We start from the raw sequence: 15248 nt of genomic DNA on the forward strand, positions 1-15248 counted from the left end.
CTAGCGTTCTCGTCATGACCATCCGCCCGTTCCGCATCGACATCTCCGACGCCGCCCTCGCCGATCTGCGCGCCCGGCTCACCCAGACCCGCTGGCCGTCGCAACTGCCCGGCGACGGCTGGGAACGCGGCGTCCCGGTCGACTGGCTGCGGGAGGTCGCGTCCTACTGGGCCACCGGTTACGACTGGCGTATCCACGAAGCCCGGCTGAACGAATTCCCCCAGTTCCATACCGAAATCGACGGCGTCGACCTGCACTTCCTGCACATCCCGTCCGCCACGCCGGACGCCACGCCGGTGTTGCTGACACACGGCTGGCCGAACTCCTTCGTCGAGTTCGCGGCCTTGATCGAGCACCTGCCGGACTTCCACGTCGTGGTCCCGTCCCTGCCCGGTTTCGGCTTCTCCTCCGCCCCCGGCCCAGCCTGGGACGCCGCCCGCGTGGCCCGCGCGTGGGCCGCACTGATGCACCGCCTGGGCTACCGCGACTACGTCGTCCAAGGCGGCGACCTCGGTGCCTATGTCGCCCCCGAAGTCGCGCGGGTCGGCTCGGTGCTCGGGGTCTACCTCACGGCTGGCCTGGGGATTCCCACGGAAGCCGACCTGCCCGAGCTGGACTCGGCGGAGCGCGCGGCGTTCGCCGAGATGATGTCCCAGGACTGGATGAACGGCGTCGACCACCACGGCCTGCTGCGCGCCGCGCCGCAGACGTTCGCGTACGGCTGGGACGACTCCCCCGCGGCCGCGCTGGCGTGGATGGCGCAGAAGTTCCACGAGTTCCGCGCCGGCGGGAAGCCGCTGGACGAGATGCTGGACGCGTTCCTGACGAACCTGAGCGTGTACTGGTTCACCGAGACGTTCGGAACGTCGTCGTGGTCGTTCTACTCGAGCACCGGGTTCGCCTGGCCGCGAGGACAGAAGGCCGCGCCGACCGGCGTGTACAGCGGCCGGCCAGGGATCCGTCGGCTGGCGGAGCCAGAATCGGACATCGTCCACTGGCCGGTCGACAACCCGGCTGGACACCACTTCATCGCGATGGACCAGCCGGAGGCTTATGCGGCGGACCTCGCTCGGTTCGTAACGAAGGCCCGGTCGATGCGGTAAGACGGGGTGGTGCCGGGCCCCGACGAGGGGCCGGGTGCTGCCCGCTAGACTGAGCGCGCGGGCCGTTAGCTCAATTGGTAGAGCTGCGGACTTTTAATCCCCGGGTTTGCCGTGTCAACGAGTGTCGCATAGTGCCGCCCAGGGCTAATCCGTGCAGGTCAGGCGGCATTTTTCGCGTGCGCTGATGTCGGGCAGTGTCGCGGCGTATCGGGTGCTCTGTGAGCAACGGAGCCCAATCGGAGACCGACATCGGCCTGGGGGTACCCATCGCAGGCCACCGCAGGTGCGCGGTGTGCCGCGCCCCGGGTCCACCGCTATCCGCCTTTTGGGAATCAGTTTTGCCTCGAATTTTCGGTATATATCTCCGGGCTGGCGATTCTATGATCAACTGTGTCGACTATTAACTACTCGATTGTTTCAGCGCGGGTGCTTTCGGCGATCACGCATTCGCCCGGGTTTGAGTCGTTCGGCGCTGAGATCGCTCGGCTGACCGGGCTGCGGGCTCCGTCGATCTACAAGTTGCTCGCGCGGTTGGCGGAGCGGGGGTTCGTGCGGGAGGCGCGTGTCGAGCCCGCACGGCACGGGACACCACGGCGCTGGTTCGCCTTGACTGATGCCGGTCGGGCGTTGGCCGAGCAGTGGGGCGTGATGCGGCGGGAGACGGTGGTCGCTGAGCGCTTGCGTGCGGTGGCCGTCGTGTTGGACCTGGGTGCGGGCGATCCGTTGTTCAGGGTGGCGGACTTGTTGGACGTGCCCGGAGTGCCGGGCGCCGAGTTCGACGTGGATGCGCTGGTCGAGGCTGTGTTGGGCTCCGACGACGGGCCTTGAGGAGCCCGCGTGGGCCGTCCGCCGATCGGCTGGGGTGGCTGCCCGTCCGGCGCGGTCTTTCGACGTGCCCGTTGGCACGCCAGCAGGGCACGGATGATCCTGTGGCTGTACCACCACTGCCGCCGTTGCGTCAGGCTCGGGCGATCGGTGGACCGCCCGGTTCGTTCGCCATGCCGCTTGCTGGGTCAATACGGTGACTCGTCTCTATGCCGAACTACCGTCGAGGGTGATGCGGGCACGGATCGAGGGCGAACGGCCATCGGTGCTGTCGTCCGTGATGGCCGGGTGCGAGGTGAGCGGGCGGTGTCAGGTCTAAAGGAATCGGGGCAGCGCGATCGGCGTCCGGTGCTGGAGTTCGTCACGGAGGATCCGTGGGAGCAGCAGCTGGCCCGGGACTACTGGCTCCTGGATGCCGACGGGAAGTTCGTCTACAAAGTCGGCGATCTGGAGCGACGGGCCTACGACGAGCGCCCGGCGCTAGCCCGAGAACGGATCCCGGGCTTGGCCTACTATCTGCGCAAGCGAGTCCGGGCGCATGTTCCGGCAGTGTCGTGTCCCGGCTGCGGTGCCCGTGTCCATGTCGACAACCGGCCCGACTATCAGAAGGTGCTCAAGCTGCTGGAGGCCAGCGAGGTCCAGGCGTGCGCACCGTGCCGCGCGTCCGCGGTCGACGCGGCGGACCGAGCGGTCGCCGTGACACGGTGGCGCGAGGACCACGGCTGGTACGACGAGCAGCCGCCGGTGAAGGTGGCGGCCTTGTCGCTGCGGGAGGCGGTGAGCCTGCTGGCGGTATTCCGGGTGCCCTTCGACAGCGCGTTCACCTCGACTACGCCACTGGAACGGTGGCGGCGAAGGCTGGTGCCGCGTTACGCGGGAACGGACCTCGACGGCCGCGCACGACTGCGGGAGCTGGTCAAAGCGGGGGCGTTGTTCCCGCATCCGGACTGCCCGTCCTCGGGATATCGCGCCGTACACAGCCGGACCCAGGAGGTGTCGCTGGACTTCGAGACCGCGCGGTTGACCGCGCCTGGACCAGGGCCGACCAGCCTGCGCAACGAGGCCCTCGCCGCTGACCTCGTGGCAGCGTTGACCGGCCCATGGCCCGAACGATGGCACCGGCAGCGCGCGGTCGAGTGCCGCAAACTGCTGCACGCCGAGAACACCGGCTACCTGATCCGAACGCTGCACGACCACGGACTGCCCGCACCTCGCCACGACCTCGAACGGGACGTAATGGGACGCCTCGCCGACACGCTGACGCTGGCAGAGGCGGTGTACCTGATCGAGATCGCGACCGGGCGTGCGCACGAGCAACTCCGCCAGGGACACCTGGCCAACGTCCGCGAGGCCACCAACCAGGTCCTGCAGCGCCTACGCTGGTACCTCCGGCAGATCACCACGGGCGAGGCCGAACCGAAGGCACTGACGGCTCTGCCAGCACCCTGCTCGGTCGTCGCGACGACGTTCTTCCATACCGCGCTGGGACGGGACTCCGCCCTGCACGAGCGCGCTGAGCCCCTCACGCTGCCACCCGCAACCGAGTCCACGTGACGACACAGTGTCGGTCAGCACCGCTACGGTGGCCGCGATGACCACCGCCACAGCCACCCCGGACCCGGCACACGGCAGCGACATCCTGACCGTGGTCGCCCGCCACGTCGTGCTGCGTGAGCACGGTCCCGGTCGGTGGTACGGCCGCTGTCCGTTCTGTACGTCGACGACCTTCCAGGTCCGCTCGACCCACGGCACCTACCACTGCTTCGGGTGCGGCGAAGGCGGCACGGCGCCCACCTTCGCCGCCCGCATCCAGTGCCCCTGACGCAGACACACGAACGCGTCGACGGCGGATTTCGGTCATCCGGCCGGATTCCTCTGCCTTAGCGCTGGCCCGGAAAGGGTGTACCCAGGTACGGATTCGGTTATCGCCGGACAGGCATTGCCCCTTTTCGGCCCGTTGCTGTCCAGTCGGCCAGCAATGATCGAGGGCCGGGATGGGGGCTCAGCACGGAGCTACGCCCGTGATCGTGAGCTTGCCACGCCCGTCGTACGAACCTCGTTCACGGTGACGACGGCCGGTAGCCTGACTCTGTGCCGGAGAATGAGTCGTGACTGCTGCCTCGCCCACGCCCACGGTGTTCGACGTCCGCGAGCAGCAACATGACGACGTGCTCGGCCAAGTCGAGCGCGCTCTGGATGTGCGCCTCGACCGGGCCTCCGTCGTGTATGGCATCCACGGAGCCACCGAGGGATTCCGCACGAGCGCCGACACCTGGGTCCGCATCGAGCGCCGTCAGCGATGGCGGATCAACAGCGCGGTCTGGGTTGGCCTGGAAGCCGCCGCGACGATCCGGGGTGTGAAGAAGCCCGCCTGGTATCAGAGCACCACGTGGTCCGACCCTGCTCGCGACATCGTGTGGCGCGCGGACGAGCTGGAACGAATCACAGCCCCGCCGGTCGGCGACCTCGCCACGGCGGCCGGCCTGCCGAAAGCATGGTGGGCGAGCTTGCACGAGTCCCTCACCGCGTTGGCCGCGCACCCGACCGAACGGGTCGGGATGAGTCAAGCACACCTGACGAAGCGGATCAGCGAGGTCTTCGACGACGTTGATACCCAGGTGGACGAGTGGGCGACCGCGCACACCGACGTGCACTGGGCGAACTTGTCCACCGACGCCCACCTCATCGACTGGGAGGACTGGGGCCTCGCGCCGCGCGGGCACGACGCCGCGTGCTTGTGGCAGTCCGCATTGCCCGACCCTGCGGTAGCCGCACGGGTGCAACGAGAGTTCGCCGACGACCTGGAAACCCGGTCAGGCAAGCTCGCACAGCTGCTCCAATGCGCAAACGCGATCCGCGTCGCGCGTCGGCGGGGAACGCCGACACCGCTGTCCGTACCGGCGACGGCGGCGGCCGACGTGCTGCTCGCCGAGCTACGTACTGGCTGAGCACCATCCGGCATAGCCAGCCGCCAGATCGCCAGTCAGTTCCGCGCACACCCCTGCGTCGAGCAGCGCCTTGGCGAGTACCGCCGCGTCAACGCCGGTGGCCGCGGTGACCTGCTCGATGTTGGTCGGGTTGCCCGACAGCAGCGCGCGCAGCGCCGGTTCCGCACGCCCTGCGAACGTCAGCTCCGTGCCCACGGCGATCACTTGTACGGTCGATCCGTCCGGGATGATGTGCGGCGGGAAGTCGGTGAGGCACACCACGTCGGTGACCGGGCCGAACACGCCAGAGGTCACCACGCGTCGTCGCGGTGGACGTTCCTGTTCCCGAGCGGTCAGGTAGGCGGCCTGCGGGAATCGCGCGGCCAGCTCGGTCACCCGCCGTGGGAGTTGCTCGTCGGGAGCGTTCCAGCGCTCGAGGTCGTGGCGGAATTCCACGTCCTGACGGGCCTGGTCAGCGAGCCAGCTCATCCAGTCCACGCCGGTTCGCTTCACGAACCCGAACGTGGCGTGCAGGCTGAATCCCGAGCCCTGGTTGACGCGCGTGGCCTGGTGCCAGAAGCCGCGGGGAATGTGCATGACGTCGCCGGCCTTCAGGGTGCCGGACCAGACGATCTTCTCACTCGGCTCGTCGTTGTGCTCGGCGTCGCGGTACATCGGCGCCGGCCGCGACAATCCGCGCACTTCCCACGCCTTTTCGCCGCCGAGCTGCACGATGATCACGTCGTGGTCGTCCCAGTGCAGGTTGAATCCCGCCGCGTCATTCGTCGTCAGGTAGGTGTTGACTTGCACCAGCTCGCGCCCACCACTGGAGTGCCAGGCAGGCGATCTCCATGGTGGCGTCGAAGGCATCCAACGTGTCGAGCACGATCGTGCACCCGGAGTCGATCAGCTGGCCGAGCCGGTCCATTCGTGCCATCGGCATGCTCTGCCCCCGCCGGGAAACGACGTTGCCGAGGTAGGCATCCGGGTGGAGCTCGTCGCCGCCCTTGAAACAGCGGAACTGCGGCGCCGACAGCGACCGCCGCATGATCACATCCAGCAGCTTGGCCGGCGTCATGATCCGAGCGCACAGTTCGGGGGCGGTCATACTGCCGACCGCGAAACCCTGGCCGAGGGGCTGCGGGCCGCTCCAGCCGAGCGCCTTCTCGATCTCCTTGACCAAGTGGTGATCCACGCGGCTATTCCGGGATGTTCAGACCGTCGCCGCCCGCATCGCCGTGCCCGTCACCGCCACCCGAGGTGGAGGGATCGCCGTGTGTGAGGTCCATTCGGTCGCGAACCACCGGCACCCTTCGCACACTGATCACCAGGTCATCGTGCTCATCCATGAAAAGGGCTCCCCTTCGTTCGTGGCCGTTCCCTCTCCACGCTGGCCTGATGCCCGTGCCGCTGCCTAGCGCCATTCGGGTTTACCCACGATCACACTCAGTTCCCGCCGGTGGGCGCGGCGAGTGCCCGGCGTGAACGACGAACTCGGCGCGGCTGAGTTTCCGTCATTGACGCCGGTCCCTCGTGGTTATGGCGCTGCGGGGTTGTACCTGGCGACGAAGTGCGCGGTGGAACCGGTGAGCGGGCCGGTGTGGTTCCGCGGATCGGTGAATAACGCCGCGGGGCGGAACCCGGTGAGGGTGGCGTGGAGCTCCAGTTCGCGGGGGAATAGGACTCGGCGCCGGATGAGGTCGATTTCGGGGGTGCCGTCGTCGAGCTGCCAGGTGCGGCGCAGGGTGGCGATCTGGGTGCGGGCGTCCCAGCTGTGCTCGGTGATCACCTCGGCCTGGATGCCTGCCGCCTCCACGCGGCCGCGGGTCGGTGTGGCGATGAGGGTGGGGGCGATCTGGGTGACGAGGATCAGCAGGGTGCCGCGGTGGGCGTGGGCGGCGAACGTGGCGAAGGCGGCGCGGATGTCATCGTTGTGGTGCAGATATGCCAGGGAGTTGCCGAGGCAGAGGATCGTGTCGAAGGTGCGGTCCAGTCGGATCGTGCGCAGGTCGCCGACGCGCAGGTCCAACTCGGGGTGTTGATGTCGTGCGTGGTCGATCAGCGCGGGCTGGAGGTCCACGCCGACGCAGTCGTGGCTGTCGGCGAGTGCCGCCAGGTCGCGGGCGGTGCCGCAGCCGAGGTCGAGAACGCTCCCGGCAGGGACGGCCCCGTAGTCATCGATGAGGCGCTGACAGGTCGCGGCGGCGGTGCTGTCGCGGGTCAGGGCGTCGTAGAGGTCGGGGCGCCGGTAGGCGATGTTGTGCTCGGCCAGGCTCATGCGACGGGGGCGGGTTCCGGGGCCAGCAGGGAGCGCAGGCCGACTTCGAGGACGAGGGTGTCGCACAGCACGGACGGCACGGTAGCGCTCTGATGCGCGTCGCGCACGGTGCGCTTCAGGGCGTCGGGGTCGATGAAGCCGTGGTCGGCGAGCAGCATGCCTTCGGCGAGCAGACGTTCGGCGAGTGGTAGTCCGTGGTGGCGCAGGCCGTGTTGCATGAGGTCCCGGAAGTGCTCCGTGCGCTGGGGGTGGGTGACGAACGACGGCAGGTCGGCGCGGGTGAGGAAGTCGCGGTAGAGCTTCTTGCCGCGGCGGACCTCGAGCGGGAGCTGTTCGGCGAAGCGCACCAGACGGGGATGGGTGAACGGCGTGACCGGCCAGATTCCCGCGCGCAGGTAGGCGGGGTGGTGGATCGCGAACCCCATCAGGGTCGGTGTCGGCAGCACGGCGGAGGGCGCCAGGTTGTCGTCGATCGCGGCGACGGCGTCTCGGGTTCGGGGCCCCAGCCAGGACACTTCGGCGAAGCTCTGGGGTGGGAGTGGGGGCAGTTCGTCGATGCGGGGTGCCATGATCTCGTCGCCGCCGTTGCCGGTCAGCATGATCGTGACGCCACGGTGGGCAGCGCGGTCGGCGAGGGCTTCGAACGCTTCGCGGTAAAACTCGCCGCGGGGATCGTGGGCGGCGCCGCTGGCACGGATGCCGCCGGCGCAGAACGGGGCATGCTCGTGCGCTCGCAGAATGTCGTCGGTCGCGCCGACGCGGTCGGCGATCGCGACGCGACGACGGTGCTGCTCGGCACCGAGGGCTCCCTCGACAAGGAGCCCGAAGGTCCGCAGTGCGGGTCCTGCGGGCTCGTGTGCGGCGATCGCGACGGTGGCGGAGTCCAGGCCGCCGGACAGTTCCAGCCCCATCGCGGCACCACTGGCGCGCCACGGGTGCAGTGCCTCCGTGAGCAGGTAGGCGAGCCCATCGCGAGGGTCGGCACCGGGGCGCAGGTCCCGCGCGTGCGTAACGTGTTCGGCCGGGGTCGGGTAGGTGAGCTGGAAGCCCGCCGTGGTGAAGGTCGCGATCGCACGTTCGGTCAGCATGGTCACGTCGGTGAACAAGGTGTCGCTGCTGTAGCGGTGCCGCCTGGTCAAGGCGCGTGCCACGGCACGATCCTGTAGCTGGGTCGGCTGGAGGAGTCCGCGCAGCGCGGGCAGGTTCCAGCTCCCGTGCAGTACCTCGCCGTCGGAGGCCAGATACAGCGGTACGGTGCCGCCGATGCCGGCGGTGAGGGTGACCCGTCCCGGCTGCAGCTGCAGTACCAGTGCGTCGCCACGGGAAGTGCCATTCGCGCCGTCGCCGCCCTCCACGGGATGCGCCGGTCCTGCCAGGGTCACCGGGCTGGCGAGGTCACGCACCAGGATCGTGGTCGCTCGCGCGTCGTGGTCGATCTCGTGACGCAGTGCCGGGTGGGAGATCGGCTGGACCCAGCTCTCGCCGCAGCGCCATCGATCGCTATCCCAGTGCCACGCCGGTCGGGTCAGGTCGCTCAGCGCCAGGCGGAACGAAAGCATGTCGGGTTCAGGTCCTTTCCACCGTGCGGCTCAGGCGGCGCGAGCCGCCCGAGCCGCGGCGGATGTGGGCGTCCGGTCAGCTGGCGCAGTGGTCGCCCTTGTCGTTGCCGTCGGCGTCGCCAGGCATCTTCGGTGCGTAGAGGCTCTCCGACGAGGGCACACCGAGCACTAGGTCTCCGGTGAACATCGCGTCCAGGTCCATCTCGACTCCTTCGTGTGCTGAACCCGCGGCAAGCTGGGTAGGCCCGCCGTGGTGAACGCGCCGATCGACGCGCTTACCCCATTTCACCAGCACGTTTGCCGTCGTTCGACCCCGGATGGCGGGCGGGCGGTACCCGAATCGTGGACGTTGTGGGGACAGGCAGCGGACTTCGGCATCTGCCCAGCGTCCCGGCTCGCTTACTGTGTGCATATGGCTGGCTCCTCGAACCCGTTCCGCTCGCCGAACGAGACCTTGGTCGCCCTGCGGATCGAGCGGGCCCTGTCGCAGCAGGAGCTGGCCGAGGAACTCAACCGGCTGGCGACCACGAAGCACAACCGGCACCTGACGCTGACCAAGAAGTCGGTGTACCGGTGGGAGTCCGGGGAGACGGAATCCCCGAAGCGGCTCTATCAGCGACTGCTCGCCGAGTACTTCGGCGTCTCCATCCCCGAACTCGGTTTCCATCGACCCCAGATCCAGGCCAGCCGGCCGCCCGACACCGCCGGGGCTGCCGTCGCGTCCGCGGCGCCGGACGAGAGCCCGGACGTGGTCGGGGACCGGCAGCGGTGGCTCGCGGTCCGCACCGCGCTCGGCAGCACCCGGCGAGCGCTCGCGCTCGTCGCCGAGGGCCTCTACCCGGGCTACCGCGTCCCCGGGCTGGTACACACCGGCGTCATCACCCGGCCGGACTGGATCCCGGCGACGCCCGTACCTCTGGGTGCGGTGACGTTGACGCTGGACTCCGACGCCGCCCTCCCCGCGCTTACCGGTGGCGAACCCGAGACTTCCGCCGTACGCCCGCTGGCCACCCCTGCGCACCGTTTTCGCCGCTACCATGATGCGATCCGCGAACTCGCCGCGCCGCGCCTGTTCGAGAACAGGTTGTGCTTCCGGCTGACCGGGCTGGACTGGTCGGCGCGCACGATCCGGATGACCTTCGGGCACATGGGCTTTTTCGACTCGATGGACACCAACGAGGCGCTCGCACACGAAACCGCCCTGCACCACCTGACCCGGGATCGACACGGCGAGGTGATCACCACCAAACCGTCGTGGCGGAACCTGGCCTTCCGCAAGCTGATCGCGGACCCGTTCGACCTGTCCCGCCGCCCGCTCATGGGCGCCGTCGGCACCCTCACGATCCGCGGCGGCGAATCCCCCAGCATGGTGCTCCACCAGCGAGACGGCGGCCGAGTCGCCGGCGGCGGTGGCATGACCCACCTCATGCCCGCCGGGATCTTCCAGCCCTCCAGCGTCCTGCCCGCCGCTGTCGCCGAAGACTTCTCCTTGTGGCGCAACATCGAACGGGAACTCGCCGAGGAACTGCTCGGACACGACGAGTACGACGGCAGCGGGCACCCCATCGCCTACAGCGACCTCGAACCCTTCGCCGCGCTCGATGACGCCTACCGTCTGGGCGCCATCCAGGTCTGGTGCCTCGGCCTCACGCTCGACGCGCTGACCCTCTGCGGAGACATCCTGACGGTCGCGGTCATCGAGCCAGATCTCTACGACACGATGTTCGCCAGTGCCGTCAGCTCGAACTCCGAGGGCACGGTCTCGGCCCGCGCTCTCCCGTTCGAAGAGAACACGCTGCGCGAACTTCGGGAACAGGGACATCTCTCACCGGGTGCCGCCGCAGCGCTGCATCTGGCGTGGGCCCACCGCGCGACGCTCTTTCCCCGATAAGCCAACGGCACAAGGATTCGCGGAGGGCGCGGCGACGCGCTTCACAGCAAAGCACGGAGAAAACCGGGACACGACCATCCATTGTGGATGGTCGTGTCCCGGTTTTTCTTGTTTCGGGGTGTCCCGTGGTAGGTCAGGCGGCGGTGGGCCGATTGCGCCGCTGGTTGCGCGGGACGATGGACGCGGCGGCTTCGGCGGTCTCACGGGCCAGTTCGGGCAGAACGTGGGCGTAGGTGTCGGCGGTGACCGCGATGGTGGAGTGGCCGAGTAGTTCCTGCACGACTTTGAGGTCCGCCCCAGCCGCGAGCATGAGTGTGGCGGCCCCGTGGCGAAGGTCGTGCAGGCGCACGGGCGGAAGTTCGGCGGCGTCGGCGATGGCGTGGAAAGCGTCGGTGAGCTTGGCCGGGTGCAGCGGGCTGCCGTCGCGTTCGGTGCACACCAGCTCGTGCTCCAACCATGCGGTTCCGGCCGCCGCGCGCAATTCGTTCTGGTGTTTCTTCTGCCGCCGCAGCACCAGGGTGGTGGCTTCGTCGAGGGCGATGATGCGGCCGGAGGCTTCGCTCTTAGGCTCGCCGAACTCGGCCTTCCAGCCCAGCTGCACGATCGCGGTGGAGATGGTGATCGACCGGTTGGACAGCTCGATGTTCCACCACGGCAGCCCACAGGCTTCACCGCGCCGCAGGCCCCGGTAGGCGATGAGGTGGAACAGCGCGTAGTAGGGGTGCCCCTCTGCTTGGTCGAGGAACTTTCCGATCTGCTCGGGTGTCCACACCATGACCCGCGACGGTTTCTGTCCGGTGCGCTGCCACCGCTCGACCCGGTCCGGTGTCCACAACAGAGCCTTCGGGCGGCGCCCGGAAGGCAGCTCGACGTAGGCGGCCGGGTTGAAGGTGATTTTCTGGGCGCGGATGGCGGCGTTGAGCGCGGCGCGCAGGGTGGCGCGGTAGCGCTGCATGGTGGCCGCGCCCATGACCCGCAGACCGTGCGCGGTCTTGCGGACCTCGGGGTCGTCGCTGTCCTTGGCTGCGGTGATGGTGTCGTTGCGTTCGGCCATCGCGTCGAACATCCGGGAGATGTGGTCGACGGTGAGCGCGTCGAGCCGGTAGTGGCCCAGGTGCGGGATCAGCCAGTTGGTGATGTGGAACTGGTAGGCGATCCGGGTTCCTTCCCTGATCTTCTTGCGAGTGGTGATCCAACTGGTCAGCCATTCGCCGACGGTGGGCATGGCTCCGAGGCTGGCGTTGCCCGCATCGAGCTGCTGGGCGACCTCGTCCGGTGTGGGGAACGGTTCGCCGGTGCGCAGCCGGTTGTCGATGAGGTCGCCGATCGTGGCGAGTGCGGTGTCGCCGCGTCCTTCACCGAGTTCGACGAGATCGGCGATTTTTCCCAGTTGTTCTTGTGCGTCAGTCTGGGAGGCGAAGCCGTGCCGCCTGCGGGTGCGGCGGCTCCCGTCGTGGGTTTTGGGAAGCTCGGCTTGAAACGACCAGGTTCCGTGGTTGGAACTCCACATGCCGTTGGCGCGCTTGAGTTTCGGGCATTGGGAGCCGAGTTGTTTCTTGGTGCCGGGCTTCGTGCAGGTGCAACGTTTGTAGGTGGTGCCTTTGAAAGTCATCGCGGATTTTTCCTTTCCCGCAATCCGTGGGTGTCGCGTTCGGACAGGGGCCATGGACGCTCCGGTGCGCGCAGAGGGGAAGCGTCAGGCATGAGGCTCTTTGTCCAGCCCGAGTAGCTCGATCACACGCGCGACGGGGATGCGGTAGCTGCGGCCGACGCGGACCGCCGGCACCGGGAAGGTTCCGGCGCGGGCGAGTTTGTAGGCCGTGGTGCGGCCGATGCCGAGCATGCGGGCGGCGGTCATCAGGTCGGTGGTCACGCCGAGGTCCCCGAGTCGTTCGCGCGACCACGCCGGTGACGACGCGGCCGTGGTTGTCGAGTCAGGTGTGGCGGGGCGGAGACGGTCGAGATCGTGCACAGCAACCTCCTCGCGGCGAGGCGATGGTGGGTTCGGCGGTAGAGCAGGGGTTCTCGTGCGCGGGCACTGACCAACACGGAACGGGCACCCGACGGCGTTAAGCGTGGAACGCCGGAACGGCGCCCAGCGACGCTGTCAGGCCCGGCACGACAAGCCCGGGACGCAGCTGTCGGCCCTTACGGCACCGGCACCGTGGCGGCAGGACCGCTGCGGCACGAGAACGGAGAGCAGCCGTCGGGATCGTCTTCCTCGATGCCGGGTCGGCCGCGGGTGGCGTCGAGGTCGACTTCGTCCAACGGCAGCAGGGAGCGGTGGATGAAGAACTGGCCGCGCAACGGTTTTCCCTCAGCGTTGGCGCGAGGACTGCCGTTGCGGATCGCCTTGTCGAACTCGATCAGATCCGTCCACGCCTGCGGATCGGTGTCGCGGATGAACCGCAGCCGGGAGTTGCCCGAGTACGGGCAACCGATGCACGAACTTTTCACCACGTCGCCCAGGCCGCGCTCGCGCAAGTAGGCCAGGCAGTCCGAACGCGACATCCCGAGGTCCAGCAGAGGGAAGATGTTGCGGGTGTAGTTGACATCGGAGTCCTTGGCACGGTGGAATTCGTCAGTGGAGATACCGATGGCCTGGTCGACGAACACCCCGCGCGGCACGCGCAGCGGATGCGGGTAGCCGAGGATCTCTCGGACCGCTTTCTTCAGGGGCCGAATTTTATAGTCACCAGTACATTGCCGCCGCGCCATTCCCCTTGAGCCATCAGGGTTTTTGACGAACAACGGCATCGTCACGAAGCGTGCGTTGGGGTTCAGGGCGTCGTGGCGAATGTTGCCATTGGACACCGTCAGCACCGGTATCCCGGCCCGCGCACCGATCCGGCGTGCGATGTCCAGCTGGGCGTAGACCTGCTTGGGTTCCCAGCCTGTGTCGGCGAACAAGGCGGCGTCGAAACGCGGGATCCGGCCCTCGCACGCGAGCAGAAACACCGACAGGCTCTGCACCCCGGCACCAAGGCTCAGGAATCGGCCGCGCGGCCGACCGGGATAGCGCTCGCGACGCGGCGTGCCCGATCGGTGGGCCGCCGGTGTCGTGGACGGACGGCGGCGCGCTGACGACCGTGTCGGCGGGCGCGACGTGGCGGCGCGCGCTGCGGACGGTGGACGCGATGCCATCATCACCACACCTCCTTCCCGTCACCGTGGGCGGCGAATCCGTGGACCGGCGTGAGAAGCCGGTGCGGGATGCGCCGCACGCTGGTCGCGGGATCTTGCGCGGCCCAGAACAGCGCGGGGGTGACCAGGGCGCGATGCGCGGGCTGGTCGGACAGCACCCATTGCTCGACGGGACGGAACGCACCGTTCTCGTCGCGGGTGCCAGTCGCCTGGTAGCCCGTGTATTTGATGTTGGTCAAGATCGAGGCGACTGCTGCGGGCGGCCAGGAGAGGTGCGTCCCGGGCGGCGGGTAGCGGCCGTGATCGGCGTCGAGCCGCGCGGTGATGTCCTCGACGGACAGGCCGGTGACCGCGCGCCAGTAGAAGACGTCCTGCACCACCGGGGCACGGCACGGGTCCGGTGTCAGGCGGGTGCGGGGAGTACCGCGTCGGCTCTGCGCTCCGGTCACGGTCATCGTGGTGTAGCCATATGGCGGGTGGTGAACATTCCAGCCCGCGCGGATCAGGACCGCGATCGCCTCGGCCGACCGTCGCGTCACCGGATGCTGCGCAGGCTGAACACCGGAAGGCGTGTGGCTGGCGAGTGCTCGGTTCGGTGGCCGCCGGTATCGCAGCGCGACGCGGAGGCGGTGGCGGGCGGTACGGACCCAGCGGCGCAGACGGGTCGCGGGGCGGCGTGTCCTGCGGTGTATGGGCATGGCGAAGAGCCCCTTCAAAAGTCGGGCTGCGGAAGCGGGTGGAGCGTGGCGCTCCGGGGCGGGCTCGGCGGTGTCCTCACCCCGGAGCGCCACAGGTTCAGCGGCGCGAGGAGGTACCGCTGCGTCGACCACGCGCGGCAGTCGAGGCCCGGACGGCACCGGATGGGCGCGTCGAGCCGCCGCGCGCTGCGGCAGGGCGGCTCGCGCGGGTCTTGGTGTCCCGGGTCGCGCTGGCCGACGGGTGGCAGGGCGGACGGTGCAGGTGGGTCAGGTCGTCCAGCAGGAGGCGTAGTGCGTGCGCGGCTTGCTGGGGCATGACTCCGTTGCCCAGCGCCCGGAGTTGTGCGGTGCGGGGAAGGTCGAGATGTTCGGCGGTGACCCAGCCCGGGGGCAGGCCCATGAGCCATTCGACGAACGGCGGCGCGAGCACGGGACGTGCGTGCCGTCCGGGTTGCGTCGGGTACGGCGCGGGTCGGCCGGTGATGAGTTCCCAGCGGTGCACGGCGGCGGCGTACTCACCCCAGTCCACCGGCCCGGGTTCACCGCGGGCGGCGCGGCGGGCGCGCGGGGCGCGGGCGGTTGCCACGGTCACTCACCTCCTTCCGTACCCGGGTCTTCGGCTTGGGCGTGGTGACGGCGATGACGACCGAGGGCAGCATCAGATCGCCCTTCGAGCCGCGCTGCGCGGGGCAGCCTTTCGTGCCGTCGGTCGCCCGCGGGGTCGGCAGAAGTCGTAGAGTGTCCAAGAGCGACGGGCCTCCTTGTCGTGACGCGGCGGAGATTCCGTTGGAAGAACCGTCGTGCGCGGTCGGTGTCGGCAGCA

17 protein-coding genes are annotated in these 15248 nt (G+C 68.8%); 6 read left to right on the top strand and 11 right to left on the bottom strand.

Annotated elements, in window-relative coordinates:
* Positions 1-14 precede the first annotated feature (14 nt).
* The 5 genes from ATK30_RS15870 (at position 15) to ATK30_RS15895 (ending at position 4876) form a co-directional block, all read left to right on the top strand.
* Positions 15-1103 (top strand): epoxide hydrolase family protein, encoded by a 1089-nt coding sequence (locus ATK30_RS15870; protein ID WP_101436251.1) that lies wholly within the window; start codon positions 15-17, stop codon positions 1101-1103.
* A gap of 426 nt (positions 1104-1529) precedes the next feature.
* Positions 1530-1931, top strand: a complete 402-nt coding sequence (locus tag ATK30_RS15880; RefSeq protein ID WP_158242472.1) for a PadR family transcriptional regulator — start codon at positions 1530-1532, stop codon at positions 1929-1931.
* A gap of 303 nt (positions 1932-2234) precedes the next feature.
* Complete coding sequence (locus ATK30_RS15885) at positions 2235-3482, top strand: hypothetical protein (RefSeq protein ID WP_143271382.1); 1248 nt, start codon at positions 2235-2237, stop codon at positions 3480-3482.
* 37 nt (positions 3483-3519) lie between these two features.
* Positions 3520-3750, top strand: a complete 231-nt coding sequence (locus tag ATK30_RS15890; RefSeq protein ID WP_101440864.1) for a CHC2 zinc finger domain-containing protein — start codon at positions 3520-3522, stop codon at positions 3748-3750.
* A 286-nt stretch (positions 3751-4036) separates the two neighbouring features.
* The gene (locus ATK30_RS15895) at positions 4037-4876 is read left to right on the top strand and encodes a hypothetical protein (RefSeq protein WP_233921959.1); all 840 of its coding nucleotides are present in this window, start codon (positions 4037-4039) and stop codon (positions 4874-4876) included.
* Here the strand turns inward: ATK30_RS15895 and ATK30_RS15900 are convergent.
* The 6 genes from ATK30_RS15900 to ATK30_RS46855 form a co-directional block, all read right to left on the bottom strand.
* The gene (locus tag ATK30_RS15900; protein WP_229857911.1) at positions 4862-5665 is read right to left on the bottom strand and encodes a cupin domain-containing protein; all 804 of its coding nucleotides are present in this window, start codon (positions 5663-5665) and stop codon (positions 4862-4864) included. The two genes, ATK30_RS15895 and ATK30_RS15900, sit on opposite strands and share 15 nt — an antisense overlap.
* A complete protein-coding gene (locus tag ATK30_RS46160; RefSeq protein ID WP_229857913.1) occupies positions 5634-6038 on the bottom strand; it encodes a hypothetical protein in 405 nt (134 codons plus the stop codon). Before ATK30_RS46160 ends, ATK30_RS15900 begins: the two co-directional genes overlap by 32 nt.
* A 16-nt stretch (positions 6039-6054) precedes the next feature.
* Entirely contained in the window at positions 6055-6204 is a 150-nt protein-coding gene (locus tag ATK30_RS45335) for a hypothetical protein (protein ID WP_167441923.1), read from the bottom strand.
* Between the two features lie 188 nt (positions 6205-6392).
* On the bottom strand, positions 6393-7133 hold the full coding sequence (locus ATK30_RS15905; RefSeq protein WP_101436254.1) for a class I SAM-dependent methyltransferase: 741 nt from the start codon (positions 7131-7133) through the stop codon (positions 6393-6395).
* A complete protein-coding gene (locus tag ATK30_RS15910) occupies positions 7130-8692 on the bottom strand; it encodes an asparagine synthase-related protein (protein ID WP_101436255.1) in 1563 nt (520 codons plus the stop codon). The genes ATK30_RS15905 and ATK30_RS15910 overlap by 4 nt, the downstream gene beginning before the upstream one ends.
* A 76-nt stretch (positions 8693-8768) precedes the next feature.
* A complete protein-coding gene (locus ATK30_RS46855) occupies positions 8769-8894 on the bottom strand; it encodes a hypothetical protein (protein WP_267903761.1) in 126 nt (41 codons plus the stop codon).
* Between the two features lie 210 nt (positions 8895-9104).
* Between ATK30_RS46855 and ATK30_RS15915 the strand changes: the two genes are divergently transcribed.
* Complete coding sequence (locus tag ATK30_RS15915) at positions 9105-10583, top strand: helix-turn-helix domain-containing protein (RefSeq protein WP_101436256.1); 1479 nt, start codon at positions 9105-9107, stop codon at positions 10581-10583.
* 133 nt (positions 10584-10716) lie between these two features.
* On the opposite strand, the gene ATK30_RS15920 is transcribed toward ATK30_RS15915, so the two are convergent.
* The 5 genes from ATK30_RS15920 to ATK30_RS15940 form a co-directional block, all read right to left on the bottom strand.
* Positions 10717-12195: a tyrosine-type recombinase/integrase gene (locus ATK30_RS15920; protein WP_101436257.1), complete on the bottom strand. Its 1479-nt coding sequence runs from the start codon at positions 12193-12195 to the stop codon at positions 10717-10719.
* Between the two features lie 84 nt (positions 12196-12279).
* A complete protein-coding gene (locus tag ATK30_RS45340) occupies positions 12280-12456 on the bottom strand; it encodes a helix-turn-helix domain-containing protein (RefSeq protein WP_244194626.1) in 177 nt (58 codons plus the stop codon).
* A 275-nt stretch (positions 12457-12731) separates the two neighbouring features.
* Positions 12732-13556: an adenine nucleotide alpha hydrolase family protein gene (locus tag ATK30_RS15930; protein WP_229857915.1), complete on the bottom strand. Its 825-nt coding sequence runs from the start codon at positions 13554-13556 to the stop codon at positions 12732-12734.
* Between the two features lie 173 nt (positions 13557-13729).
* Positions 13730-14266 carry a recombinase family protein gene (locus tag ATK30_RS15935; RefSeq protein ID WP_158242473.1) on the bottom strand — a complete coding sequence of 179 codons (537 nt, stop codon included), beginning with the start codon at positions 14264-14266 and terminating at the stop codon, positions 13730-13732.
* Positions 14267-14522: 256 nt separating this feature from the next.
* Positions 14523-15017 carry a hypothetical protein gene (locus ATK30_RS15940; protein ID WP_143271384.1) on the bottom strand — a complete coding sequence of 165 codons (495 nt, stop codon included), beginning with the start codon at positions 15015-15017 and terminating at the stop codon, positions 14523-14525.
* Between the last annotated feature and the right edge of the window lie 231 nt (positions 15018-15248).

Source organism: Amycolatopsis echigonensis (assembly GCF_002846615.1).
Classification (GTDB): Bacteria; Actinomycetota; Actinomycetes; order Mycobacteriales; family Pseudonocardiaceae; genus Amycolatopsis; species Amycolatopsis echigonensis.

Excerpts from the sequence above, each read along its gene's own strand:
- ATK30_RS15870 (WP_101436251.1), top strand. The coding sequence starts at position 15 with ATGACCATCCGCCCGTTCCGCATCGACATCTCCGACGCCGCCCTCGCC.
- ATK30_RS15890 (WP_101440864.1), top strand. The coding sequence starts at position 3,520 with ATGACCACCGCCACAGCCACCCCGGACCCGGCACACGGCAGCGACATC.
- ATK30_RS45335 (WP_167441923.1), bottom strand. The coding sequence starts at position 6,204 with ATGGATGAGCACGATGACCTGGTGATCAGTGTGCGAAGGGTGCCGGTG.
- ATK30_RS15905 (WP_101436254.1), bottom strand. The coding sequence starts at position 7,133 with ATGAGCCTGGCCGAGCACAACATCGCCTACCGGCGCCCCGACCTCTAC.
- ATK30_RS15910 (WP_101436255.1), bottom strand. The coding sequence starts at position 8,692 with ATGCTTTCGTTCCGCCTGGCGCTGAGCGACCTGACCCGACCGGCGTGG.
- ATK30_RS46855 (WP_267903761.1), bottom strand. The coding sequence starts at position 8,894 with ATGGACCTGGACGCGATGTTCACCGGAGACCTAGTGCTCGGTGTGCCC.
- ATK30_RS15915 (WP_101436256.1), top strand. The coding sequence starts at position 9,105 with ATGGCTGGCTCCTCGAACCCGTTCCGCTCGCCGAACGAGACCTTGGTC.
- ATK30_RS15920 (WP_101436257.1), bottom strand. The coding sequence starts at position 12,195 with ATGACTTTCAAAGGCACCACCTACAAACGTTGCACCTGCACGAAGCCC.